General features: G+C 54.4%; 22 protein-coding genes. 4 read left to right on the top strand and 18 right to left on the bottom strand.

The annotated features are described in order from the left end of the window. Positions 1-12: 12 nt before the first annotated feature. From QRN24_RS15970 to soxR, 4 genes are all read right to left on the bottom strand, one after another. Positions 13-1,659 carry a Na+/H+ antiporter gene (locus tag QRN24_RS15970; protein ID WP_014168228.1) on the bottom strand — a complete coding sequence of 549 codons (1,647 nt, stop codon included), beginning with the start codon at positions 1,657-1,659 and terminating at the stop codon, positions 13-15. A 152-nt stretch (positions 1,660-1,811) separates the two neighbouring features. Further along, on the bottom strand, positions 1,812-3,161 hold the full coding sequence (gene ghxP, locus QRN24_RS15965; protein WP_020882835.1) for a guanine/hypoxanthine transporter GhxP: 1,350 nt from the start codon (positions 3,159-3,161) through the stop codon (positions 1,812-1,814). 296 nt (positions 3,162-3,457) lie between these two features. Continuing rightward, a complete protein-coding gene (locus tag QRN24_RS15960; RefSeq protein WP_063157163.1) occupies positions 3,458-4,129 on the bottom strand; it encodes a glutathione S-transferase family protein in 672 nt (223 codons plus the stop codon). Positions 4,130-4,419: 290 nt separating this feature from the next. Then, positions 4,420-4,878 carry a redox-sensitive transcriptional activator SoxR gene (gene soxR / locus QRN24_RS15955; RefSeq protein WP_014168225.1) on the bottom strand — a complete coding sequence of 153 codons (459 nt, stop codon included), beginning with the start codon at positions 4,876-4,878 and terminating at the stop codon, positions 4,420-4,422. Positions 4,879-4,976: 98 nt separating this feature from the next. Between soxR and soxS the strand changes: the two genes are divergently transcribed. Continuing rightward, entirely contained in the window at positions 4,977-5,303 is a 327-nt protein-coding gene (gene soxS / locus QRN24_RS15950; RefSeq protein ID WP_013095071.1) for a superoxide response transcriptional regulator SoxS, read from the top strand. Between the two features lie 6 nt (positions 5,304-5,309). Here soxS and pdeC read toward each other — a convergent pair whose 3' ends face one another. Further along, positions 5,310-6,875: a cyclic di-3',5'-guanosine monophosphate phosphodiesterase PdeC gene (pdeC, locus tag QRN24_RS15945; RefSeq protein WP_086533135.1), complete on the bottom strand. Its 1,566-nt coding sequence runs from the start codon at positions 6,873-6,875 to the stop codon at positions 5,310-5,312. A gap of 339 nt (positions 6,876-7,214) precedes the next feature. Continuing rightward, positions 7,215-8,615, bottom strand: a complete 1,401-nt coding sequence (locus QRN24_RS15940; RefSeq protein ID WP_284942877.1) for a sensor domain-containing diguanylate cyclase — start codon at positions 8,613-8,615, stop codon at positions 7,215-7,217. Between the two features lie 489 nt (positions 8,616-9,104). Here QRN24_RS15940 and QRN24_RS15935 point away from each other — a divergent pair, with 489 nt between their 5' ends. Further along, positions 9,105-9,386 (top strand): YjcB family protein, encoded by a 282-nt coding sequence (locus QRN24_RS15935; RefSeq protein WP_020882839.1) that lies wholly within the window; start codon positions 9,105-9,107, stop codon positions 9,384-9,386. Between the two features lie 63 nt (positions 9,387-9,449). Here QRN24_RS15935 and ssb1 read toward each other — a convergent pair whose 3' ends face one another. Continuing rightward, positions 9,450-9,977: a single-stranded DNA-binding protein SSB1 gene (ssb1, locus tag QRN24_RS15930; RefSeq protein WP_020882840.1), complete on the bottom strand. Its 528-nt coding sequence runs from the start codon at positions 9,975-9,977 to the stop codon at positions 9,450-9,452. A 251-nt stretch (positions 9,978-10,228) separates the two neighbouring features. Between ssb1 and uvrA the strand changes: the two genes are divergently transcribed. After that, positions 10,229-13,051, top strand: a complete 2,823-nt coding sequence (uvrA, locus tag QRN24_RS15925; protein WP_014168220.1) for an excinuclease ABC subunit UvrA — start codon at positions 10,229-10,231, stop codon at positions 13,049-13,051. A 3-nt stretch (positions 13,052-13,054) separates the two neighbouring features. On the opposite strand, the gene QRN24_RS15920 is transcribed toward uvrA, so the two are convergent. The 8 genes from QRN24_RS15920 to dnaB form a co-directional block, all read right to left on the bottom strand. After that, positions 13,055-13,408: an MmcQ/YjbR family DNA-binding protein gene (locus QRN24_RS15920; RefSeq protein ID WP_014168219.1), complete on the bottom strand. Its 354-nt coding sequence runs from the start codon at positions 13,406-13,408 to the stop codon at positions 13,055-13,057. A 2-nt stretch (positions 13,409-13,410) separates the two neighbouring features. After that, entirely contained in the window at positions 13,411-13,827 is a 417-nt protein-coding gene (locus tag QRN24_RS15915) for a secondary thiamine-phosphate synthase enzyme YjbQ (protein WP_014168218.1), read from the bottom strand. Positions 13,828-13,940: 113 nt separating this feature from the next. Then, positions 13,941-14,654, bottom strand: a complete 714-nt coding sequence (gene aphA / locus QRN24_RS15910; protein WP_014168217.1) for an acid phosphatase AphA — start codon at positions 14,652-14,654, stop codon at positions 13,941-13,943. Positions 14,655-14,907: 253 nt separating this feature from the next. Further along, entirely contained in the window at positions 14,908-16,101 is a 1,194-nt protein-coding gene (gene tyrB, locus QRN24_RS15905; protein WP_032679391.1) for an aromatic amino acid transaminase, read from the bottom strand. Between the two features lie 75 nt (positions 16,102-16,176). Further along, the gene (locus QRN24_RS15900; protein ID WP_025206390.1) at positions 16,177-17,187 is read right to left on the bottom strand and encodes an AAA family ATPase; all 1,011 of its coding nucleotides are present in this window, start codon (positions 17,185-17,187) and stop codon (positions 16,177-16,179) included. After that, positions 17,184-17,741 carry a nicotinamide riboside transporter PnuC gene (pnuC, locus tag QRN24_RS15895; protein ID WP_151887081.1) on the bottom strand — a complete coding sequence of 186 codons (558 nt, stop codon included), beginning with the start codon at positions 17,739-17,741 and terminating at the stop codon, positions 17,184-17,186. The genes QRN24_RS15900 and pnuC overlap by 4 nt, the downstream gene beginning before the upstream one ends. Positions 17,742-17,763: 22 nt before the next feature. Continuing rightward, entirely contained in the window at positions 17,764-18,843 is a 1,080-nt protein-coding gene (gene alr, locus QRN24_RS15890) for an alanine racemase (RefSeq protein ID WP_014168212.1), read from the bottom strand. A gap of 16 nt (positions 18,844-18,859) precedes the next feature. Then, entirely contained in the window at positions 18,860-20,272 is a 1,413-nt protein-coding gene (gene dnaB / locus QRN24_RS15885; protein WP_284942876.1) for a replicative DNA helicase, read from the bottom strand. A 66-nt stretch (positions 20,273-20,338) separates the two neighbouring features. Here dnaB and QRN24_RS15880 point away from each other — a divergent pair, with 66 nt between their 5' ends. Next, positions 20,339-21,322 (top strand): quinone oxidoreductase, encoded by a 984-nt coding sequence (locus QRN24_RS15880; RefSeq protein WP_014168211.1) that lies wholly within the window; start codon positions 20,339-20,341, stop codon positions 21,320-21,322. 185 nt (positions 21,323-21,507) lie between these two features. Here the strand turns inward: QRN24_RS15880 and pspG are convergent, their stop codons facing one another. The 3 genes from pspG to QRN24_RS15865 form a co-directional block, all read right to left on the bottom strand. Next, the gene (gene pspG, locus QRN24_RS15875) at positions 21,508-21,750 is read right to left on the bottom strand and encodes an envelope stress response protein PspG (protein WP_020882842.1); all 243 of its coding nucleotides are present in this window, start codon (positions 21,748-21,750) and stop codon (positions 21,508-21,510) included. Between the two features lie 136 nt (positions 21,751-21,886). Then, complete coding sequence (gene dusA / locus QRN24_RS15870; RefSeq protein ID WP_014168209.1) at positions 21,887-22,882, bottom strand: tRNA dihydrouridine(20/20a) synthase DusA; 996 nt, start codon at positions 22,880-22,882, stop codon at positions 21,887-21,889. A gap of 82 nt (positions 22,883-22,964) precedes the next feature. Continuing rightward, positions 22,965-24,224, bottom strand: coding sequence for a conjugal transfer protein TraF (locus QRN24_RS15865; RefSeq protein WP_153853120.1), 1,260 nt, complete (start codon positions 24,222-24,224; stop codon positions 22,965-22,967). Positions 24,225-24,399 lie beyond the last annotated feature (175 nt).

The raw sequence follows: 24,399 nt of genomic DNA, 5'->3' as shown, positions 1-24,399 counted from the left end.
AGCCCGCACGGACTACTGATTCTCAATCAGCAAGGCTTCCAGCAAATCCAGATCGTGCAGCAGTTTTTGCAGCGTCTCATTGCTGATTTGCCGCGTGGCGCGCAGGTGGTACAGCTCGGCACGCTCTGAGCGCAGCGCCGCCAGACGGAACCGGCGCTCCAGGTTCTCCTCCTGCAGCGAACTTTCCACATCGTTGCGGCCATCGGCACGACGACGCAGGTTACCAATCACGCGCGAGCTCACTTCAGTCAGCAGCTGGTTGTCGATGTTCTCTTCCGTGTCCGCCGCAAGACGTTCTTCCATCTTCTGAATGGCCACAATCGCCACTTCGGCGGTCGCCGCGCGGGCAATACGCTCCTCTTTATGCTGCTGAGTCGAGTCACCCGTCTCAATATGCTGCAGCAGAAGAGGCAGCATTATCACGCCGACAAACAGTGAGAACAGAATCACCCCTGCCGCCAGGAACACCAGTTCATAGCGCGCCGGGAAGACATCGCCCGTGGGCAGCAGCAGCGGAATGGACAGCACACCGGCAAGCGTAATTGCCCCGCGAACGCCAGCAAAAGAAGCAATCAGCAGCTCCCGCGTGGTCCACGAGCCGAACTCCATCGGTTTTTTCGTCAGGAAGCGCATGCTGAATTTTTTCATCGTCCACAGCCAGCCGAAACGCACCAGCATCAGCGCCATGTAGATCAGCACGATGTCGGTGAACAACATCCACGTTTCGACGTTCGGGTCGGCCTCGGCCGCCACCAGCGAGGATTCCATAATGCCCGGCAACTGCAGGCCCAGGAGCAGGAACACCATACCGTTAAAGACAAATTCCAGCATCGCCCAGGTGCTGTTTGCACGCAGGCGCATGGCCAGCGGCGCGCGGCGCATTACGCCGGAGCGGGTGATGGTCATCCCTGCCGCCACCGCCGCCAGAATGCCCGACACGCCGATATGTTCGGCAATCAGGTAAGAGGCAAACGGCAGAAGGAACAGCAGCACAATCTGTGTCGCCGGTTCATCGCCGCCCCAGCGGCTGAGGAAGCGCAGCGAACGACCATACAGCCAGCTCACCACAAACCCGGCCAGGATACCGCCAATCGCCACCTTGAAGAATTCCAGGGTCGCGCCGCCTACGGTAAAGATCATCGTGCCCATCGCGACGGCCACGGCAAATTTCAGGGCAACCAGGCCAGAGGCGTCATTCATCAGCGCCTCACCCTGTAAAATCCCCATGATTTTCTTCGGAATACGGCCTTCACCGACAATGCCGGACAACGCCACGGCATCGGTTGGTGACAGCACCGCGGCCAGCGCAAAGGCCGGAATTAACGGAATGCCCGGTACCGCCCAGTAGATCAGGAAACCAATCCCAACCACCGTGACCACCACGAGCGCCAGCGCCAGACCTAATATCTCTCGCCCGTGCTCAAGGAATTCACGCGTGGGCGTTTTCCAGCCATCGGCAAACAGCAGCGGCGGAATAAACAGCACGAGGAACAGTTCGGGGTCGAACTCCACGTGCAGGCCAAACGTCGGCCACGCCAGCAGCGCGCCGATGGCAATTTGCATTAATGGCAGGGGGACCTGAAAGGGCAGTACGCGTGTGACTACCCCGGATAGCGAGACCACAAGAGTCATGATGAGTATTGTGAAGAAGATTTCCATGCGTTCCCTGTTTGCTGTGTTTCTTAAAAGCCAAACCTAAGGCGTCGTGCCTGTTATTCTATCTTCCCCAGAGTAACGCAAAAGACAACGGGATGAGTCCTGAAAATAAAAACGGGCGGCCTGAGCCACCCGTTTTCGCATCAATGGACAACTTAGATTGCCCAGCCGCCCGCGTAGAACGCCACCAGCGCGACGGCAATCACAACGGTGCCGATGTTCAGCTTGCGCCACTCGCCGGAGACCAGACGCCCAATCACCAGCGACGCGAAACCGATCATGATGCCGGTAACGATATTACAGGTCAGCACGATAAAGACCGCCGTGATGAGGCCTGACATCGCATCCACAAAATCAGCAAAATCGATTTTCGCCACATTGCTCAGCATCAGCAGACCAACGTACATCAGCGCAGGTGCGGTCGCGTAGGCCGGCACCAGGTAGGAGAGCGGAGAGAGGAACAGGATCAGCAGGAACAGCACGCCAACGGTAATGGCCGTCAGGCCGGTTTTACCGCCTGCCGCCGTACCCGCAGCGGACTCGATATACACCGCAGCCGGAGCCGCGCCCACCAGACCCGAGAAGACGCTGCTCAGGGAGTCGGTGGTCAGCGCTTTGCCGCCATCGATAATCTGACCGTCTTTATCCAGCAGGTTCGCCTGACCCGCGACGGCACGGATGGTACCCGTTGCATCAAACACCGCGGTCATCACCAGCGCCAGCACGCTTGGCAGGATCACCGGGTTCAACGCCCCCATGATATCCAGACTGCCAATCAGAGAGTTGCCTTTGTCATCGCTCAGCGACGGCATGGCGAAAATCCCGGAGAAGTGAACGTTAGGATCGAAAATCAGGCCAACAATGGACACCCCGATAATGGTCAGCAAAATGCCGCCCGGGACTTTCAGTTTTTCCAGACCAATAATCACCGCCAGACCGATCAGGGACATAATGACCGGGAAGCTCGCGAAGTGACCCAACGCCACCGGCAGACCGTCCAGCGGGTTCTTGATCACCAGGCCGACGCCGTTTGCGGCAATCAGCAGCAGGAACAGCCCGATACCAATGCCGGTGCCATGCGCCACGCCCTGAGGCAGGTTGCGCAAAATCCAGCTACGGATGCCGGTGGCGGAGATAACGGTAAACAGTACACCCATCAGGAACACGGCGCCGAGCGCAACCGGTACGCTGATGTGCTGACCCAGAACCAGGCTGAAAGCGGTAAAGGCGGTCAACGAGATTGCACAACCGATCGCCAGCGGCAGGTTCGCCCACAGGCCCATCACGATGGAGCCAACGCCCGCCACGAGACAGGTAGCAACAAAGACAGCAGCCGGCGGGAAGCCCGCTTTACCCAGCATACCCGGAACGACAATGACGGAGTAAACCATCGCCAGAAACGTGGTCAGACCGGCAACGATTTCCTGACGCACGGTGCTGCCGCGAGCCGAAATTTTAAAGATGGCGTCAAGCGAACCGCCAGTACGCGCAGATGGCGTAGACATAGAAAACATCCCCTGAGAGTTTTTATAGAAAGTCCGTAAGCGTGGTGGAGACGCCACTGCCAGCTAAACGTCAAATCCGTGTTTTGCATTTGCGACGAAAGGGGCGTCACAGAAAAAGCAAACGTTTAGCTCCGCGCTTACAAACGGGTGGTCAAATTAAGGCAAACGATTATCTAGCCTAATCCCCGCCCTTTTCAACTGAACTTTATCGTTTTTCGCTAAAATTCCCTTATGACGCTGAAGAAATAAACAGAGGATGCGCAAACGTTATCGTCTGTGCGCAATTTGTTTACATTTCACTCCCCACCCGGAATCGATAACGGGCCACCTTGCTCCAGCGTTTTTTGCCAGCCAGGGCTGCTCTCTACTTTTTTCTTCCAGGCCTGGGTATGCGGGAGGTTATCGATGCCACCGCGCGCCAGCAGGGCAAAAATCGGGAAACTCATCTGAATATCCGCCATGCTGAGCGCGTCGCCGGCAAACCAGCTGTTTTCGGCAAGATGCGACTCAATAAAGCGTGCATGGGTTTCAAGCTGGCGGTTGAGATACGCTTTTTGCACTCCCTGCCCCAGCGCTTTACCCAACGTGCGGATACCAAACGGCACGGGCGGCTTACCGAGGCTACTGAAAACCAGCTTCATCAACAGCAGCGGCATTAGCGAACCTTCGGCATAGTGCAACCAGAAGCGGTATTGCACCTTATGCGCAGGATCCAGAGGCTTAAGCCGCGACTCAGGATCGTAGGTTTCCTGAAGATATTCGAGGATGGCCCCCGACTCGGCGAGGATCAGGCCGTTATCTTCAATAACCGGCGATTTGCCCAACGGGTGCACTTTTTTGAGCGACTCAGGGGCCAGCATGCTCTTTTCGCGCTGGTAATGAACAATCTCATAGGGCAGGGAAAGTTCTTCCAGCGCCCAGATCACACGGTGTGAGCGGGACTGGTTCAGGTGGTGTACCGTGAGCATTGTGTTCTCCTTTTATTCATACTTTTTAACTATAGAAAATCGAACAACACCGCGAAAAAAATTCGCCTAAAAAATGGCCTGACCGACTGGCGAAAAGACGGGTCTTGCATAGAATTAAAGTGTCAGCACAATCCGGAACCTCCCCAACACGCTCGACATGAGGGGTGCTGATGTCGGGGGAAACCCTCCCGTGAACCAGCGGGATAGAGTGAAAGACAAAGACCGGGAAAAACTAAAGCGCCCTTTTGTGGCGCTTTAGTTCTTTATGAGGTGCGGTTTTCCGCCGGATCTCAGTCTTCCTCCAGCAACCGCGCCCCTGTCCCCTGCTCACCCAACCTGTCGCCCGGGTTACGCAACGGACAATCACTGCGCGACAAACAGCCGCAGCCAATACATCCGTCCAGTTCATCACGCAGCGCTACCAGCGTGTGAATGCGTCGATCCAGCTCTTCACGCCACTGAGAGGAAAGCTCTTTCCACTCTTTCGGGCTGAGAGAGTGCCCTTCCGGCAGCACGCCGAACGCATCGCCGATGGTGGCCAGGGGGATTCCGATTCGTTGGGCAATTTTGATAATTGCGACATAACGGAGCACGTCACGCGTGTAGCGTCGCTGGTTTCCGGCGTTTCGGATGCTTTTAATTAACCCTTTGCTTTCATAGAAGTGGAGCGCCGACACCGCAACGCCGCTTCGCTTCGCCACTTCGCCGGGGGTTAACAACGCTTTAATTCGCGGCAATCTCTTTTCCATAAAACCTCTTTACCTCAAGTTAACTTGAGGAATTATACTCGCCCGCAGAGAAAACGACGAATCAACCAGGGCAGTTGTATCTACAGAGGGGCAACCTTATGTCGCATCAGCAAATTATTCAGACACTTATTGAATGGATTGATGAACATATCGACCAACCGTTGAACATTGATGTGGTCGCTAAAAAATCCGGCTATTCGAAATGGTATTTACAGAGAATGTTCCGTACCGTTATGCACCAGACGCTGGGTGAGTACATTCGTCAGCGCAGACTGCTGCTGGCGGCGCAGGCCTTACGCTCAACGCAGCGGCCCATTTTTGATATCGCGATGGATCTGGGATATGTGTCGCAACAAACCTTTTCCCGCGTGTTTCGCCGCGAGTTTGACCGCACACCGAGCGACTATCGCCACCAGTTGAATTAATGGCTCTCAATGCAAAGGTTGCTGCTGCCAGGTCATAAACTCCTGGGGCGGCATCGCTTTCGCGAAGTGCCATCCCTGACAGAACTGAACGCCACGCTTCAACAACCAGCTCACCTGCTCTGCTGTTTCCACCCCTTCCGCAATGGTTTTAAGCCGCAGGCTTTGTGCCATCTCAATAATATGCTCGGCGATAAGGTGGCTGGTGCTGTTGGTTGTTAGGGTGTCGATAAAGGATTTGTCGATTTTCAGAATATCGACATTCAGCGAATAAAGGTTGTGCAGGTTAGAGTAACCCGTTCCAAAATCATCAATCGCCACTTCGTAACCCGCCTGACGGAACGCCTGAATAACCGGAGTGGTTTTAGGGACATCAATAAAACCGCGCTCCGTGACTTCGATTTTAATTTGCTGCGCACGCACGGCGTAGTGTCGGGCCTTGTCCGAAATCATGGCGATCAGCCGTGAAGAGTGGAAATCCGTGGCCGACAGGTTAATCGAAATATAGAGATGCGGATGCGTTGCCAGGAATGTCCCCAGATCGCTGAATACCTCTTCGACAACATAATCCGTAATTCGCTCGCTCATGCCCTCTTTTTCCGCCAGCGGAATAAATTCAGCCGGGCTCATGACCGGCCCGTTAAAGCCAGGCCAGCGTAATAACGCCTCGGCTCCCACGCACCGGTTGTTCTTGATATCAATAATCGGCTGATAGTGAACACAAAGCTGGCGTTTATTGAGCGCTCGCTGCAGTAACCGCCCGGGAGAATTGAGTTCACGATGGGTGCGAGACCACACCAGCAAAATAATTATGCTGCAGATCATCCCCAGCGGTAGCGTCAACGTCGCCTGGTGATAAAGCATTTCATAAAAACGTTTATTCGACGTCGACACGATAGCGGCAATAGGCCGTTTTGGGGATTTGACGACTGTATAAAAACGGTTATCTTTTTGAAATACCGATTCCTTATCCCGAATCATCGAACTTAATAAAGAAACATTCGCGCGCTGACTGACGGAAAAGAATGCATTCGTTACCGTGTCGTATACCCCCCACGAAAGGGAATGATCTGTCGACATTACTTCGCTGTAGGAAAGCGGATTGACCACCACAACATAATTTCCGCGCTGCATATATGTCATTTTATAGCCAGTAAAAAATGGCGTATCGCGATAATAATAGATAGCAACGTCAGGTTTACGTGTGTAATTAGCAGTGGATATCAGATAAGGATTGGCGGGTGTAAAAACGGTCGAACAAAGAAAATTCTGACCTTCTGCATAAATTAAATCCGCAACAAACAGACGACCCCGAACAACGTTCAACATATATTGGCGATGTTCTGGTGTACAACGCTCACCCTGATATTTTTCAGCCTCGTCGCGGGCCAGATCAACCTGTTGAATTACCAGCTCTGTTTTGTCTAACGCCAGTTCAGCAAAGGTGCGTAGTTGGGCGCTTGTTTCCGACACGGCTCTTATCTGGGCAAACCATAGCGCAAGCATCACCGGCAGCATAACTACCATGATGATCCCTACCACCCTGAGCATCTTGCGCCGCGCGCTACGATTCATTTCCCGCCCTATATCCCTGCATGTTGTACGCCTGTAGTAATGAAGGCCGGATGCTTTGTTTAACAGGTGATTACGTTGCATGAATCATGCGAAGTTAGCAACTGACTTTTAGTATTAAAAATCTTAATTTTCGTTATGACGATAATATTTTCCCGTAAGCTAAACTGTAAGTATTCGTTCCGTTTCAATTAAGGAAAATAATTATCCAGCGGGTACGGGAGGTTTGAAGATAACACAACAGAGGATCGTTGATTAAGCCAAACTTCTGGCAGTGTGAAAAAACAACAACGGCAACATGACATTTTATGCTATTTACTCGCGCGTATTTTGTTTTTTGATTTATAAATAATCAGCAGCCACCACCGTTTTCCCCCGACCCGTACGCTTAGCGTCATATAATGCTTTATCGGCACGCATCAGTAATCCTGAAGTATCGCGTTGGCCCTGGCAAACCTCCACCGCCCCGGCGCTGAATGACAGCACCAGCTTTTTCTCTCCCACCACGAGCGGGTTGGTTTTGAGGGCAATACGTAGCCTCGCCGAAAAAAGGGCGCCCGCGTTGCCGTCGGTTCGTGCCAGCAGGAGCAAAAACTCCTCGCCGCCCACACGGCCAAGCGCAGCGTTCTCGGGGCTTAACTCACGGATAGCCTGGCAAAAGTGGATAAGCGCCCGATCGCCCACCTGATGCCCCCACCGATCGTTGATCTGTTTGAAAAAATCCAGGTCAAACATGAGCACGCAAAAATGGCTGTCAGCATCCTGCCTGGCATTTGCCGCCAGCGCGGATTCCAGCTGCTGTAAAATGGTTGAACGGTTAAAACACCCGGTAAGATCGTCCGTGGTCGCTTTCACTTCCAGCTGCTGTTCGGCTTTTTTACGTTCGGTAATATCAAGCCCGATATTCAGGACTGAGCTGTCCGGCAGCAGAATGTTTGACCACAAAACCGTCAACGGCGTACCGTCTTTACGCAATGGATGCCACTCGTACATATCCTTTAGCGGCGAGACATTTACCGACTCCCTGACCCGTCGCCGTTCTTCCGGGTCGGGGTAAAACAGTGAGAGCGGATCGGCATGGGCGCTAATCTCCGCCATTGTCCAGCCAAACACTTTTTCACACTCAGCATTCCACAGCACGCAGCGGTTAAATTTATCGAATGAGTTCATTAAAACAGGCGCTCGTTCAAACAGGGTTTTATATTGGGTCACCACACGCTGCATTTCCTGCGCTGTTTTTTCACGAACGATAATTTCTGAAAAATAGTCTTTTAATTTTTCGACCAGTACCGCAACAATACTTTTCAGGATGGCCAGAGAATATAACGGCTCAGCAAACGCCAGAAAGAAATAGCCGCTGCCTTGTCCGTTATGGGTTGAAAGCTTGCATAACACCCCGCTTTGCAATTGCGAATAACCCGGATGATGAGCGGAGAATAATGCGCGGCCGATATTCTCTTTCCAGTAGACGACCCGCCACGCACGGTGATGCTTCTCCAGCAGGGTACCGGCAAGAAAATCGGCCACCTCAAATGAGTGACAGGTCACTTCACCGGCACAGACCACGCGCTGTAGCCCGTCAGTATCAACGCTAATCCAGGCCAGGCTTGCCCCGAAGGCCCGGTTGATCGTCTCAAGCATCTCGCCCAGCGAACAATGGGCGTGAAGCTGGGGCATCAGATCTGCCAGCGCATGCAACGCCTGCAGGCTGTCATTAACAATCTCACGTCGTTTTTCTTTCATTTTTTTCGCAGATTATTAAGCGTTAAACCGGACGCAACTTTCTTCAGATTCAAAAATCGGCGAGCCAGAGTAGGATGCTGAATATCAGCACAGCTGGAGTGCGAGACGCTGTGTGTAATTAAAAACGTACAAAGAGAAAAAAACCAATAAAATTCAAAAACCTGAATTATAGAATGCGAGTAAATTTATTTATCCACTCAAGCATAATCCAAAGGGTTGTTGCTGTAAACGTTCTACAGCACACCTCAATTTGCAGAGGATTTGTTATCTCAATGAATTTATTACCTGGAAGCGATAAAAGGGGGTCATTAGCGTGCAAAGATATATTTTCCCCTCAATCCTCGTGCGACGCCTGGCTGTGATAATTCCTGCTTTTTTCACCCTTCTGAGGCTGGCGAATAAATCAACAAATGTGATATAGTTCACACATATTGTGTAACGAGAAACACTGTTTCATTCAGTTCGTCTGTTTTGTTGAGGATGGGTTTTATGGCAACCATTACTACCAGCATGGTTCTCCTGCGCTGGCCTTTGTTAAGTGCGGTGCTGATGTTCCTGGCCAGCACGCTAAACATTCAGTTTCGTAAATCTGACTATGCTGGCCTTGCTGTCATCAGCACCCTGTTGGGGTTGGGCGCAGCATGCTGGTTCGCAACGGGCCTGCTTGGCATCACCCTACTGGATCTCGCTGCCGTCTGGGAAAATATTAAAGTCGTCATGGTGGAAGCCATGAGCCATACCCCGCCAGACTGGCCGATGGTGATTACCTGATCCCTGAGATGAAGAAAAAAACCCAGACCGAGGTCTGGGTTTTTTGTTTTAAACCGTCGGATATCAGAACGGAATATCGTCGTCGAAGTCCATTGGGGGTTCGTTAGACGGTGCTGGCGCGGACTGCTGCTGTGGGCGAGACTGCGCGCCACCGCTGAACTGGTTGCCGCCCTGTGGCTGCTGAGGCTGACCCCATCCGCCCTGCTGCTGCTGACCGCCACCTGCTGGTGCGCCACCGCCCTGACGGCCACCGAGCATCTGCATGGTGCCACCCACGTTGACCACAACTTCCGTGGTGTACTTCTCAGCGCCGGCTTGATCGGTCCATTTGCGGGTACGCAACTGGCCTTCAATATAAACCTGAGAACCTTTACGCAGATACTCACCAGCCACTTCCGCCAGTTTGCCAAACAGCACTACGCGGTGCCATTCGGTCTGCTCTTTCATCTCACCGGTCGCTTTATCACGCCAGGATTCGGAAGTAGCCAGCGTAATGTTGGCAACTGCGCCACCACTCGGCATGTAGCGTACTTCCGGGTCCTGGCCCAGATTACCGACGAGAATCACCTTGTTTACGCCTCTGCTGGCCATGTTCGTGTCTCCTGAATACGTTTCTTAATAGTGTAAACGCGCGAGTGTACCATTTCCACGCTGCAATTTGCATAGTTGCGTAGTCGGTTCCGAAATCTCTCGCGAACTCGACATTGTTACACAGTGAATCAGAAAATGCATTCCAATACTGTATATTCAAACAGGTCATTTTGTGTCATAATTAGCCGTTTCTGACAGCCGTTTGTCCTTCAAACAAACCAGGCAATCCGTGTTCCAACCGGGAAAGGTGAATGGATAAGATCGAAGTTCGGGGCGCCCGCACCCACAATCTCAAGAATATCAACCTCATAATCCCTCGCGACAAACTCATCGTCGTGACCGGGCTTTCGGGGTCTGGCAAATCCTCACTGGCTTTCGACACTTTATATGCCGAAGGACAGCGTCGTTACGTGGAGTCACTCTCTGCATACGCACGTCAGTTCCTGTCACTGATGGAAAAACCGGATGTAGACCATATTGAAGGGTTATCACCTGCTATCTCCATTGAGCAGAAATCCACCTCGCATAACCCGCGTTCAACGGTTGGTACGATTACCGAAATTCATGACTACCTGCGTCTGCTGTATGCACGCGTGGGTGAACCGCGCTGCCCGGATCACGACGTCCCGCTGGCCGCGCAGACCGTAAGCCAGATGGTGGATAACGTGCTGTCGCAGCCGGAAGGCAAACGCCTGATGCTGCTGGCGCCCATCATTAAAGAGCGTAAGGGCGAGCACACCAAAACGCTGGAGAACCTGGCAAGCCAGGGCTATATCCGCGCCCGTATCGACGGCGAAGTGTGTGACCTGTCGGATCCGCCTAAGCTGGAGCTGCAGAAGAAGCACACCATCGAAGTGGTGATTGACCGTTTCAAAGTCCGTGACGATCTGGCGACCCGCCTGGCCGAATCCTTCGAAACCGCGCTGGAACTCTCTGGCGGTACGGCCGTGGTCTCCGATATGGACAACCCGAAAGCGGAAGAGCTGCTCTTCTCCGCCAACTTTGCCTGTCCGATTTGTGGTTACAGCATGCGCGAGCTGGAGCCGCGTCTGTTCTCGTTCAACAACCCGGCGGGCGCCTGTCCGACGTGTGACGGGCTGGGCGTACAGCAATATTTTGACCCGGACCGGGTGATCCAAAACCCGGAGCTGTCGCTGGCTGGCGGTGCGATCCGCGGATGGGATCGCCGCAACTTCTACTATTTCCAGATGCTGAAGTCGCTGGCAGAGCACTACAAATTCGACGTCGAAGCCCCGTGGGCCAGCCTGAACCCGAACGTGCACAAAGTGGTGCTGTTCGGTTCCGGCAAAGAGAACATCGAGTTCAAGTACATGAACGATCGCGGTGATACCTCCGTGCGCCGTCACCCGTTTGAAGGGGTGCTGCACAATATGGAGCGCCGCTACAAAGAGACCGAATCCAGCGCGGTTCGCGAGGAGCTGGCGAAGTTTATCAGCAACCGCTCCTGTGCGACCTGTGAAGGTACGCGTCTGCGCCGTGAAGCTCGCCATGTGTTTGTTGAAAACACGGCGCTGCCGACCATCTCAGACATGAGCATCGGTCACGCGATGGACTTCTTCAACAACCTGAAGCTCTCCGGCCAGCGCGCGAAAATCGCGGAAAAAGTCCTGAAAGAGATCGGCGATCGTCTGAAGTTCCTGGTGAACGTCGGCCTGAATTACCTGACGCTTTCCCGCTCCGCAGAGACCCTCTCCGGTGGCGAAGCTCAGCGTATCCGCCTCGCGAGCCAGATTGGCGCAGGCCTCGTCGGCGTGATGTATGTGCTGGATGAACCCTCAATCGGCCTGCACCAGCGTGACAACGAGCGTCTGCTCGGCACGCTTGTCCACCTGCGTAATCTCGGTAACACGGTGATTGTGGTTGAGCATGATGAAGACGCGATCCGCGCCGCTGACCACGTTATCGATATCGGCCCGGGCGCTGGCGTACACGGCGGTCAGGTGGTCGCGGAAGGAACGTTGAAAGATATTATGGCGGTGCCGGAGTCATTGACCGGCCAGTACATGAGCGGCAAGCGCAAGATTGAAGTGCCGAAACAGCGTGTACCGGCGAACCCGGAAAAAGTGCTGAAGCTGACCGGCGCCCGCGGCAATAACCTGAAAGATGTGACGCTGACGCTGCCGGTTGGGCTGTTTACCTGTATCACCGGCGTATCCGGTTCCGGTAAGTCGACGCTGATCAACGATACGCTGTTCCCGATTGCGCAGACGCAGCTGAACGGCGCGACGCTGGCCGAACCGGCGCCGTACCGTGACATCCAGGGGCTGGAGCATTTCGATAAAGTGATCGATATCGATCAGAGTCCAATCGGGCGGACTCCGCGTTCCAACCCTGCCACCTATACGGGCGTGTTCACACCCGTACGTGAACTGTTTGCAGGTGTGCCGGAAGCGCGTTCACGCGGGTATACGCCAGGACGTTTCAGCTTTAACGTGCGCGGCGGACGCTGTGAAGCGTGCCAGGGCGACGGGGTTATCAAGGTTGAGATGCACTTCCTGCCGGATATTTACGTGCCGTGCGACCAGTGCAAAGGCAAACGCTATAACCGCGAAACGCTGGAGATTAAGTACAAAGGCAAAACCATCCACGAAGTGCTGGATATGACCATCGAAGAGGCGCGTGAGTTCTTTGACGCGGTCCCTGCGCTGGCGCGTAAGCTGCAGACGCTGATGGATGTGGGCCTGACCTATATTCGTCTGGGGCAGTCTGCCACCACGCTGTCTGGCGGTGAAGCACAGCGCGTGAAGCTGGCGCGTGAGCTCTCCAAACGCGGTACCGGCCAGACGCTGTACATTCTCGATGAGCCGACCACCGGTCTGCACTTTGCCGATATCCAGCAGCTGCTTGATGTTCTGCATCAGCTTCGCGATCAGGGCAACACGATTGTGGTCATTGAACACAACCTGGACGTGATTAAAACCGCGGACTGGATTGTCGATCTCGGCCCGGAAGGCGGCAGCGGCGGCGGTGAAATCCTCGTCTCCGGTACGCCAGAGACCGTTGCAGAGTGCGAAGCCTCGCACACCGCGCGCTTCCTCAAACCGTTGCTGTAATTGTCACACGGAGAGTTGCTGTCGGGTCGCTTCCGGCAGCAGCTCTACCGCCTGCTGATAAGACGCGTCCACCAGATAGTAAATTTGCGAACCCGGCAGTGAACCGTCGAGATAAACGGTGCTCCAGTGCGCTTTGTTGAGATGCTTGCTTGGCCGGACGTCATGGTGCTGCTGGCGTAACAGCTCCGCCAGTTCCGGGCTGGTTTTCAGCGACGCCGCCGGGCGACCCTCAACCTCTTTCACCATCGCAAACAGAATATCCCCCACTTTAATCTGCGTGGCTTTCCAGTCGCTGTGAACGCTCTGCTCCGCGCCAGGTTTACTCATGCAGTACTGAAGTAGCTCCGAAATTGTCATCTTTATTCCCCTTGTAGCGTTGCGATAATTTTACGCGAACCACCGTGAATACGATGTTCTCCCAGCCAGATCCCTTGCCACGTTCCCAGCAGTAACCGACCATTGTGCACCGGCAGCATCAGCGATACGCCCAGCAGAGAGGATTTGATATGCGACGGCATGTCATCTGCTCCCTCATAGTCATGTTCATAAGGGGCGTTGTCCGGAACGGTTTTGAGAAAATGCTGCTCCATGTCAGACCGGACGGTGGGATCGCAATTTTCATTAAGCGTGAGAGAGGCTGACGTGTGCTGAAGCAGCAGATGCAGTAACCCCGTCCTGATGCGCGAGAGGTCGCGAATTTGCCCAATGACTTCATCAGTCACCAGATGAAATCCACGAGGTTTCGCGCTTAAGGTCAGGGTCTGTTGATACCACATGTGCTGCTCCGTTATGAAAGATGAATCTTTCTAAGTGTGCAGCAAGAAAGCGAAAGGTAAAACCCACAGCGGCGAGATTTGATTAAAAAAGAGGCAGCCTCGCCGCCCGGCGGTTAATACTCAGAATTAACAATCACTTCTTCGCCAAACTTTCCGGCCATGGGCAACGGTCGATACGTAGAGTTTGAGGCGCGTAACACCCTGATCCCTCTGGCTCCGACGTCATGCGCGGCGGTGATATCGTTATCTGAATCGCCATAGAAGACTTTGATGTTCTTCTGTTCCAGCCATTGGGTTTTGGTGTTTTGGCCGGGTTTGTCGCCGGCAAAAATAACCGGATTCATGCTGGAAGCCGGGATCTGAAAATCATCCTGCAGCGTTTTAGAGACGGTTTCGGTTTTGGTCTGGCTGCGTCCGGTCACAAAGTAAATGCTGTCACCGCGTTTAACGTGCATGGCGATAAGCGCGCGCGCCACCTCTTTAGGAATGCTGAACTCGTCCCAGCCGTTATTCATCTTTTCCCAGAACTCGGGGTTCTTCAGATACGCTTCGCTGTCCGGTGAGTAGGTTTTTTTGCCCCGCCAGAATCCCGGGCTGGAAAACAGGACCGTATCGTCGATATCAAAGCCTACAGCCATTGGCGGGCGCCCTAACAGGCTATTTTCGATTTGGGCTACGGATACCCAGTGAACAGGTGCTTGCTCGGCAAGCATGGCAGCTGTTGTGCCGGTGTAAAGCGGCGTCGGTGCGGAAGCGCGCGCGACGACGGCACTATTTAGCGAGAACAATAAGCAGGCGGCGCTGAGCGCCAGTGTGATCTTGCGCATGTTTTCCCCTGAATATTCAGTTTGTTATCGTTTTATTTTGAGTGAATGGTCAAAAAACTATCCGACCATAACCCCGGGGGGAGATGAAGGGAAGGAGTTTTTACTTATGAAGCTGAATAAAAAGAAGAAGATCACAAAGCGCGGATGAGGTCTGAAAGCCCGGTAGACGCAGCGCCACCGGGCAAGATTTTTGTGCGTCCTGACGCTCTCACCCGGCCCTCTCCCGCAGGGAGAGAGGGATGATAGTGAGTGCTTACATCACTGCGGCAAACGCCTGCGCAACACGATGAACGTTGCTGGCATTAAGCCCCGCCACGCACATACGGCCGCTGGAAATCAGGTAGACGCCGAACTCTTCACGCAGGCGATCGACCTGAGCCGCGCTGAGGCCGGTGTAGCTGAACATCCCACGCTGCTTAAGCAGATAGTCAAAATTATGCCCTGGGACGGCCTCTTTCAGCACGTCGACCAGCTCCTGACGCATCGTCAGGATGCGCTTGCGCATAGATTCTACTTCGGCGAGCCACGACGCTTTCAGCCGATCGTCACCCAGCACCGTGGCGACTACCTGCGCACCAAAGTTTGGCGGGCTGGAGTAAATGCGGCGCACGGTCGCCTTCAGCTGACCGAGCACGCGTCCGGCCGCTTCAGCGTCCTCACAGACCACTGACAGGCCGCCGACGCGCTCACCGTACAGGGAGAAGATTTTTGAGAACGAGTTGCTGACCAGCGCAGGCAGTCCGGCGCTGGCAACGGCGCGGATAGCGTAGGCATCTTCTTCCATGCCCGCGCCAAAGCCCTGATAGGCGATGTCGAGGAAGGGGATCAGGTTACGCGTCTTCAGCACGTCGATTACCGCATCCCACTGGGCATTAGTCAGGTCTGCACCGGTCGGGTTATGGCAGCACGGATGCAGCAGAACAATACTGCGCTCCGGCAGCGTATTCAGTTTTTCCAGCAGCGCGTCAACACGCACGCCGTTGGTTTCGCTGTCAAACCACGGATAGGTCTGCACCGTAAAGCCAGCGCCCTCAAAAATCGCCACGTGGTTTTCCCACGTCGGGTCACTGACCCACACGCCAGAATCCGGGAAGTATTTTTTCAGAAAGTCAGCGCCAACTTTTAATGCGCCCGAGCCACCCAGCGTCTGGATGGTCGCCACCCGTTTTTGTGTCAGCACGGCGTGATCGGCACCAAACAGCAGCGGCGCAATGGTGTTGCGGTAGCTGTTTAACCCTTCCATTGGCAGATAGAGCGAGGCTCCGTGCGGGACGGCGTTAAGACGCGCTTCCGCTTCTGCTACGGCTTGCAGCTGAGGAATAATGCCCTCCTCGTTGTAATACAAACCAATACTGAGGTTGACTTTGTCGCTGCGAGGATCTTCTTTGAAACGCTCCATTAAGGAGAGAATGGGGTCGCCGGCATAGGCGTCAACTTTCTGAAACACGCGATGATTCTCCGGAATTCGATGAGGCAGGGATTTCAACAATAAACCGGATATGACAGAAGATCGAGAGCGATATCAGATCCGTTCCTGCAGATGTCGTCGAATCTGTTCAATGCGTTCAGCAAGCGAACCAGAAACAGGCAGATAGGGGATATTTCTGTCAGTTAACGCGCGGATGTACCATGCCTGTTGTCGCTGGCGGAATGCAGCCCCCTGACGGGTACCATCCTGAACAAAAGGAAACTCATCGCCACAGAGCACCACCAGAGAATATGCGCGCCCGGCTAATTCCTCTAGCTCGCGTGGCGCGCTGCCAAACTGGTCGAGCATATAAAACAGCGTGGTTAAGGGCGAGGTATCGCAAACCAGGAAGGGAGCCGTGCTGGCCATCGCTTCACGACGCACCTGCTCGCGGGCAATATGCAGCAGATCATCGCATCCCAGCACGCCATTCTTCTCTTCCCAATATTCTCGGCCAAACTCGGCGACAAATGGGGCGTTGAGCGTCGTCGCCAGTGCGCGGGAAAGCGTGCTTTTTCCTGTCGATTCGCCCCCCAATAAACAAATCCGAAAGACAAAGCTACGGTAGACCTCCGGGGACATCATCGTGCGGTAGCGATGGACGTCAGAACGTATCAGGGTTCCCGAGGGCGCATCAGGCCCCTTCGGACGCTGGAGGCGGACATGCGTAACCTGCTTGCCAAAACGCTGGCTTAACACCGCCGCAAATCCGTCGCCGTAGTCTTCGGCGGTAAATACGGCCTGTGGCTGGCAGTGAAGTATTTTTTCACACAGCGTTGCCACGTAATGCCGGTGAAGATCGGCATCCGCATCATTATGCGGCAGTGGTTCAAGCGCATGGGTCGCGATGACCTCCGGTGTCAGCACAAGGTGATGACATTGCGGGAAGCGCGCGCTTAACCAGTGAAGGCGCTTGTCGGGGTCATAACCCGGGATTTCCGGACGCGAATAACTGATGATATAGACCGTCTCACACTGGGCCAGCGCAGCATTTATCAGCGCTTCATGCCCCACGTGTAATGGCGCAAATTTGCCCACAACCAGACCGTCGCGATAAGGCTTCACTGGGCGCGAATCTCCTTACGCCACTGATATAAACCGTGCCAGGCATTAAACCAAAACACCAGATATAAACCCGCGGTCAAATGCAGATCTCTCATCGCATATAACGGGACCGCCAGCGTGTTTACAGCCAGCCAGACGTACCAGTTCTCCAGGCGTCGCCCCATTAACATAAACTGTGCAAGCACGCTGAATGTCAAAATAACGGAGTCCACCCAGGGGGCCCAGGCGTTAGTGTAGCGATGCAAGATCAGGCCATAAATCGCGGCCACCAGCAGGGCGCAGGCGAGCAGGATGAAGAAATGTCTGAGCCGGGTACGCCGAACGGGCAATACCTCCCCGCGATGACCTTTGAGCCAGTGCACCCAGCCGGTGATGCTGGTGATGATGAAAAAGAGCTGCAGGGTAACGTCTGCGTAAAGCTGAACCGAATAAAAGACCCAGCCATAAAGCCCACTGCCGATGATGCCTATCCACCACGTGTGAATACTGTTTCTGGCAGCCAGCCAGACCGAGAGGGCATAAGCCAGACAAGCGGCCATTTCGGATGGTGACATTACCCCTCCCTGGAAAGGTCTGTTAGTCGATGTACTTCATCGCAACCCTTGATGTCAGGCGCGTGATAAGTTCGTAAGCACTCACTTTTGTGATTTCAGCGATGCGTTCAACAGGCAAACCCTCACCCCACATCACCACGTCATCACCCGGTTTATCCTGTGCATCTGGCCCGAGGTCAATACAGATCATGTCCATCGCCACGCGGCCCACGATGTTCGCTTCACGGCCATTGACCAGTACCGGCGTGCCAGACGGCGCGGCGCGGGGATAACCGTCGCCATAGCCCATCGCCACCACGCCAAGGCGTGTGTCGCGCTCACTGGTCCAGGTTCCGCCGTAGCCCACGGGCTCACCCGCTTTGTGATCGCGCACGGCAATCAGGTTAGACACAAGGGACATTACCGGCTGGAAACCAAAATCCGGCCCCCAGGGTCTGTTCTCCAGCGGAGAGACGCCGTAAAGAATAATGCCTGGACGCGCCCAGTCGAAGTGCGACTGCGGCCACAGCAAAATACCGCCAGACGCGGCAATGGAGCGCATTCCTGGCTTGCCTTCGCAGAAAGTATTAAAAATATCCAGCTGCTGCTCGGTCGCGCCACACTCGGGTTCATCGGCACGGGCAAAGTGGCTCACGATATTCACCGGCTGACGGACATTTTTGCACTGACACAGACGCTGATAAAACGCGTCCGCCTTTTCCGGGCGCACGCCCAGACGGTGCATGCCGGTATCGAGCTTCATCCAGACGGTGACAGGCTCACTCAGTTCGGCAGTTTCCAGCGCCGCGAGTTGTTCTTCGTTATGTACCGCGGTGTGCAGATGCTGGTCAGCAATGGTCGGCAGATCTGCCGCTTCAAAAAAGCCTTCCAGCAGCAAAATCGGTTGAGTGATCCCACCCGCGCGCAGGCGGATGGCTTCTTCAAGACGGGCGACGCCAAAGGCGTCGGCATCGGGGAGCGTTCGCGCGGTCTCAATAAGACCGTGTCCGTAAGCGTTCGCTTTCACGACTGCAACGAGTTTACTGGCGGGAGCCAGTTCACGCAGACGTTGCAGGTTGTGTCGCAGAGCGCGGCGGTTAATGACTACAGTTGCCGCTTGCATTTGAATTCCTTAGAAATTACTCATCATCATATTGAGGACCGGCGTAGTTGTCGAAACGCGACCACTGTCCGTTAAAGGTCAGACGTACCGTACCGATAGGGCCGTTACGTTGTTTACCAATAATAATTTCGGCGATCCCTTTCTGGTCGCTGTTCTCGTGATAAACCTCATCACGGTAGATGAACATGATTAAGTCGGCATCCTGCTCGATGGAGCCCGATTCACGCAGGTCGGAGTTGACCGGGCGCTTATCAGCACGTTGTTCCAGGGAGCGGTTAAGCTGCGACAGCGCCACCACGGGCACATGCAACTCTTTGGCTAACGCCTTGAGCGAGCGGGAAATCTCCGCGATTTCCAGCGTACGGTTGTCGGACAGCGACGGCACGCGCATCAGCTGAAGGTAGTCAATCATGATAAGGCCAATACCGCCATGTTCACGGGCGATACGGCGCGCACGGGAGCGCACTTCCGTCGGCGTCAGGCCGGAGGAGTCATCGATATAAATATTCCGTTTTTCCAGCAGGATACCCATGGTGCCGGAGATACGCGCCCAGTCCTCATCGTCGAGCTGGCCGGTACGGATACGGGTCTGATCCACGCGCGACAGCGACGCCAGAGAACGCATCATGATCTGTTCTGATGGCATTTCAAGACTGAAGATAAGAACCGGCTTGTCCTGCAACATCGCCGCATTTTCGACGAGGTTCATCGCAAATGTCGTTTTACCCATGGAGGGACGCGCCGCGACGATAATCAAATCCGACGGCTGCAGACCCGCGGTTTTCTTATTGAGATCGTCATAGCCGGTGTTCACGCCGGTGACACCGTCGTGCGGCTGCTGGAACAGTTGCTCAATACGCGCGACGGTAGCATCAAGCACATCAGCGATATTTTTCGGGCCTTCGTCTTTATTTGCCCGACTTTCCGCGATTTTAAAGACGCGGGACTCGGCGAGATCAAGCAGGTCTTCGCTGGTACGCCCCTGCGGATCAAAACCGGCTTCGGCGATCTCATTCGCCACCGAGATCATCTCACGAACAACAGCACGTTCGCGCACGATATCGGCATAAGCGCTGATATTCGCCGCACTTGGCGTATTTTTTGACAGTTCCGCCAGGTAAGCAAACCCACCCACGCTGTCCAGTTGCCCCTGACGCTCCAGCGATTCCGCGAGCGTGATAAGGTCAATCGGGCTGCCCGACTCCTGCAGACGTGCCATTTCAGTAAAGATATGACGGTGCGGACGGGTATAGAAATCCTCGGACACCACGCGCTCGGCGACGTCGTCCCAGCGTTCGTTATCCAGCATTAAACCGCCCAACACCGACTGTTCCGCTTCAATCGAGTGCGGCGGGACTTTTAATCCTGCGACCTGGAAATCACGCTCGCGAGGTTCAGTCTGTTTGTTGAAGGGTTTGTTTCCTGCCATAGTGAATGGAGTTACCGAGATAAAGAGTGGGTCGAAAGATTACCATATTTTTCTGACGGAGGGAGCATGGCAACGCGCATTGAATTCCAGAAACATGGTGGGCCAGAAGTGTTAAACGCGGTGGAGTTTACCCCCGCAGCGCCTGGTGAAAACGAAGTACAGGTTGAAAACAAAGCCATCGGCATTAACTACATCGACACCTATATTCGCGGCGGTCTCTATCCGCCTCCCTCCATGCCAAGCGGACTGGGAACGGAAGCGGCAGGCGTCGTGCTCAAAGTGGGCAGCGCCGTTAAGCATATTAAAGAGGGCGATCGCGTGGTGTACGCGCAATCCGCGCTGGGTGCCTACAGTTCCGTGCACAACGTGCCGGCCGATAAAGCCGCCCTTCTGCCAAATGCCATCTCGTTTGAACAAGCGGCCGCCTCATTCCTGAAAGGGCTAACGGTCTATTATCTGCTGCGCAAAACCTATGAGATCAAACCTGACGAGCAGTTCCTGTTTCATGCCGCGGCGGGCGGCGTGGGGCTGATCGCCTGTCAGTGGGCCAAAGCGCTCGGTGCAAAACTTATCGGCACGGTGGGCAGTGCACAAAAAGCCCAGCGCGCGCTTCAGGCCGGCGCCTGGCAGGTGATTAACTACCGTGAAGAGAGCATTGCTGAGCGCCTCAAAGAGATAACCAACGGCAAAAAGGTGCGCGTGGTTTATGACTCGGTGGGTAAAGATACCTGGGAGGCGTCGCTGGATTGTCTGCAGCGTCGCGGGCTGATGGTGAGCTTCGGCAACGCCTCGGGCGCCGTGACCGGCATTAATCTTGGCATTCTCAACCAGAAAGGGTCGCTGTATGTGACTCGCCCTTCCCTGCAGGGGTATATCACTAACCGGGAAGAGCTGATCGAGGCCAGCAACGAGCTCTTTTCGCTGATCGCCAGCGGTGTGATTAAAGTGGATGTGGCGGAGGCGCAGAAATACGCGCTAACCGATGCCAGGCGTGCACATGAGGTGCTGGAGAGCAGAGCGACACAGGGTTCAAGTCTGTTAATTCCCTGATCCCTAAAAAGAAATTGGGCTTCCCGTGGGAAGCCCTTTCTTTTTTTTAGTTCGGCTGTATGTAGGGTACAGCTCGATGAATTCTTTAGCGGCAGTCATAGTGACAGATTCGATAAGTAAATCCTATTCTGTTCTAAGCAATGCTGCCGGAAAAGTTGCAGGTATGTGACGAACACCTCAATACCTTAGTAACGAAAACGGTTATTGCGCTGATAAGTGGGCAGTTTTGGTGATTTAATCGCCCGTATTACCCACACCACGGCAATGGCCAGCAGCAGCCACGGCAGGAGCTTCAGCGTCAGGGCAAATAATCCCCCGATAAACATGACCACCGTCGCCACGACGATAGCCGCCAGAATCCCGAGCAGGGAAATCCCCGTCATCATCAGCATGACAAAAAAGCCAATCACAAAAAGTAGTTCTAACATGGTGCTCTCCCACGCGTTCCCAAATGATACCGCGATCATTACAAGAATCATGCCAACCATAACCCGCTGTTCTTAAAGCAAAACGCCCCGCACGGGTGTGCGAGGCGTGGTGAATTTGACGATCTTTTAGCGAAAATTATCGCTTATCAGCGACCAGACGTAGCGCGTGTTCCAGCACCTCGATGTCTGCACCGGCTTTATGCGCGTTCTCGCTAAGGTAGCGACGCCACTGGCGTGCTCCCGGGATCCCCTGGAACAGGCCCAGCATATGACGGGTGATATGACCAAGATACGTCCCGTTACTCAGCTCACGCTCAATGTAGGGATACATGGCGCGTACCACGGCCACCGGGTCGGTATCTGCGCCTTCAACGCCAAAGATTTCCCTGTCGACCGTCGCCAGAATGCCTGGATTTTGATACGCCTCGCGCCCGACCATTACGCCATCCATATGCTCCAGGTGTGTTTTGGCCTCTTCCAGCGATTTAATGCCGCCGTTGATCGACATCGTGAGCTGCGGGAAGTCACGTTTTAGCTGGTACACGCGCGGGTAGTCCAGCGGCGGGATTTCACGGTTCTCTTTCGGGCTAAGTCCGGAGAGCCAGGCTTTACGCGCATGGATGATAAACATCTCGCACTCGCCTTTCCCGGAGACCGTATTGATAAAATCGCAGAGAAATTCGTAGCTGTCCTGGTCGTCAATGCCGATACGGGTCTTGACCGTCACCGGAATGGAAACCACATCGCGCATCGCCTTGATGCAGTCTGCCACCAGGGATGCATTGCCCATCAGACACGCGCCGAACATGCCGTTCTGCACACGATCGGACGGACAGCCAACGTTAAGGTTAATCTCGTCATAGCCGCGCGCTTCTGCAAGCTTTGCACACTGCGCCAGCGCAGCGGGATCGCTACCGCCAAGCTGCAGCGCAACCGGATGCTCTTCTTCGCTGTAGGCCAGATAGTCGCCCTTTCCGTGAATAATTGCTCCGGTGGTCACCATTTCGGTGTACAGCAACGTATGGCGGGAGAGCTGACGCAGGAAGTAGCGACAGTGTCTGTCCGTCCAGTCGAGCATCGGCGCAATGGAGAAACGGTGTGCAGGGAAAGCAGTCTGTAATTCTGACGACATGGCGAAGTTTTAAGCATCTGGTGAAAAGGGGGCGCTACTATAGCACAAAGAAAAGCCGGAGGCGCAGCGCCTCCGGTGCACTTTAGAAGGTCATGCTCAACTGGGCGCCTGCGCCCCAGGTCTCGTCTTCACCATACAGGCCCATCAGGTCGACATGGACCGTGTTAAACGGTGCAAAACCGACACCGCCTGTGAAGACATTGCTGTCATTACCTTTCATATCAGCACGGAAACCCGCACGCACCGCCAGCCAGTTCAGCGGCGTCACTTCGGCGCCTACGCCAACATACTGAGAAGTGTCTTCGCTTTTGAAGCCTTTGGTTTCCGTCAGATCGCCATCGGCGGTTAACGTCACCAGATCGTTATGCCAGGCGGCACCCGCGGTAACCAGAGGGCGGATCTGGTAGGTGTCTTTATAGCTCACCACCTCCCCCGTGCGCCCGTTGCGGATGCGAATGTCTTTGGTGTCGATATCGCGTGACATCAGGTTTTGTCCGCTCACGCCGACCGTCCAGTGCTCACCAAAATCGGCCGCGATACCGGCATCAACGTTAAAGCCGGTGTCGTCAGTACGGTAGCGGCTGTCGTTCCACTTGTTGCTGTCATAATCGTAAATGGAGGTGGTGTAGTTATAGACCCAGGTCTTTTGCAGTTTTGGAGTCACGCCAACAGACACCGGAACACCGCCAAGCTCGAACTGACGCGCCACCGCGATACCATAGTCGGAGACAATTGCCGCCCGGCCAGACGCCGTTGAGTTGAGGTTTTTCGTGATTTGATCGGTGCCGTTCAGCGCAGCGTCCAGTGCAACGCCGGCAGCCACCGCATCGCTGCGTTGAATACCGCGCAGGTAATCAATATCTTGCTGATCAATAGAAGAACTGACGCGTCCGTGGGCATAGCCTTTAGCCATAAAGGCCACGGAAAGGACATCGTTAGGAATACTGACGGCTATCCCCGCACCCGCCGTGGCGCGTGCCGTTTTGCCCTTAAGATAGTCCAGCTCATCGGCGAGATCTTTCGCCGCGCCCTGGAACTGGTTGATGGAACCTAACGGGTTGGTAATGATCTCAATCGGTGTAAGGTTATCAACCACGTCTTTGTAATGGTTGATTTTATCGTTGATGGTATCAATCTCATCCTGAAGATTGTCTTCATCGGTCACCTGCACGCCAGCGGACGGTAAAATGACCGTCACATCGTCGTCCGGTTTCGCCTTCGCCAGTAGCGCAGGGTTGATTAACGCCCCGCTGCCATAGTTTCCGGCCGCGACACCCGTGCCCCCCATGGCGTCGCTACGTGATTCTGTCCAGGTATTGGCTGCTCCCGCCTGATTTGCCATAAACAAGGAGACAGCGATGCTAACCACCGAAAATTTAAAATGTTTTTTCACAGTATGCTCGTCTTATAGTCTGTTATTAAATAACCCCTGTCTGTTATCTCCCAAACAGGAACGAACTATTGCTGTGAATAAGTGCAAAAAGACCCGCCATTTCCTTAAGTTAAATTCCCGCCAG

The sequence above is a fragment of the Enterobacter sp. MEB024 genome, from assembly GCF_030209635.1.
Lineage (GTDB): Bacteria > Pseudomonadota > Gammaproteobacteria > Enterobacterales > Enterobacteriaceae > Enterobacter > Enterobacter ludwigii.
The sequence above is the reverse complement of the archived record's forward strand: the minus strand, read 5'-3'. Positions and strand labels throughout refer to the sequence as shown.

Coding starts and splice junctions, on each gene's coding strand:
- ssb1 (WP_020882840.1), bottom strand. CDS start 9,977: ATGGCCAGCAGAGGCGTAAACAAGGTGATTCTCGTCGGTAATCTGGGC.
- QRN24_RS15935 (WP_020882839.1), top strand. CDS start 9,105: ATGGCAACCATTACTACCAGCATGGTTCTCCTGCGCTGGCCTTTGTTA.
- uvrA (WP_014168220.1), top strand. CDS start 10,229: ATGGATAAGATCGAAGTTCGGGGCGCCCGCACCCACAATCTCAAGAAT.
- QRN24_RS15970 (WP_014168228.1), bottom strand. CDS start 1,659: ATGGAAATCTTCTTCACAATACTCATCATGACTCTTGTGGTCTCGCTA.
- QRN24_RS15915 (WP_014168218.1), bottom strand. CDS start 13,827: ATGTGGTATCAACAGACCCTGACCTTAAGCGCGAAACCTCGTGGATTT.
- aphA (WP_014168217.1), bottom strand. CDS start 14,654: ATGCGCAAGATCACACTGGCGCTCAGCGCCGCCTGCTTATTGTTCTCG.
- dnaB (WP_284942876.1), bottom strand. CDS start 20,272: ATGGCAGGAAACAAACCCTTCAACAAACAGACTGAACCTCGCGAGCGT.
- pspG (WP_020882842.1), bottom strand. CDS start 21,750: ATGTTAGAACTACTTTTTGTGATTGGCTTTTTTGTCATGCTGATGATG.
- QRN24_RS15940 (WP_284942877.1), bottom strand. CDS start 8,615: ATGAAAGAAAAACGACGTGAGATTGTTAATGACAGCCTGCAGGCGTTG.
- soxR (WP_014168225.1), bottom strand. CDS start 4,878: ATGGAAAAGAGATTGCCGCGAATTAAAGCGTTGTTAACCCCCGGCGAA.
- pnuC (WP_151887081.1), bottom strand. CDS start 17,741: ATGTCACCATCCGAAATGGCCGCTTGTCTGGCTTATGCCCTCTCGGTC.
- soxS (WP_013095071.1), top strand. CDS start 4,977: ATGTCGCATCAGCAAATTATTCAGACACTTATTGAATGGATTGATGAA.
- pdeC (WP_086533135.1), bottom strand. CDS start 6,875: ATGAATCGTAGCGCGCGGCGCAAGATGCTCAGGGTGGTAGGGATCATC.
- alr (WP_014168212.1), bottom strand. CDS start 18,843: ATGCAAGCGGCAACTGTAGTCATTAACCGCCGCGCTCTGCGACACAAC.
- dusA (WP_014168209.1), bottom strand. CDS start 22,882: ATGTCGTCAGAATTACAGACTGCTTTCCCTGCACACCGTTTCTCCATT.
- QRN24_RS15865 (WP_153853120.1), bottom strand. CDS start 24,224: ATGGCAAATCAGGCGGGAGCAGCCAATACCTGGACAGAATCACGTAGC.
- QRN24_RS15880 (WP_014168211.1), top strand. CDS start 20,339: ATGGCAACGCGCATTGAATTCCAGAAACATGGTGGGCCAGAAGTGTTA.
- QRN24_RS15920 (WP_014168219.1), bottom strand. CDS start 13,408: ATGACAATTTCGGAGCTACTTCAGTACTGCATGAGTAAACCTGGCGCG.
- ghxP (WP_020882835.1), bottom strand. CDS start 3,161: ATGTCTACGCCATCTGCGCGTACTGGCGGTTCGCTTGACGCCATCTTT.
- QRN24_RS15960 (WP_063157163.1), bottom strand. CDS start 4,129: ATGCTCACGGTACACCACCTGAACCAGTCCCGCTCACACCGTGTGATC.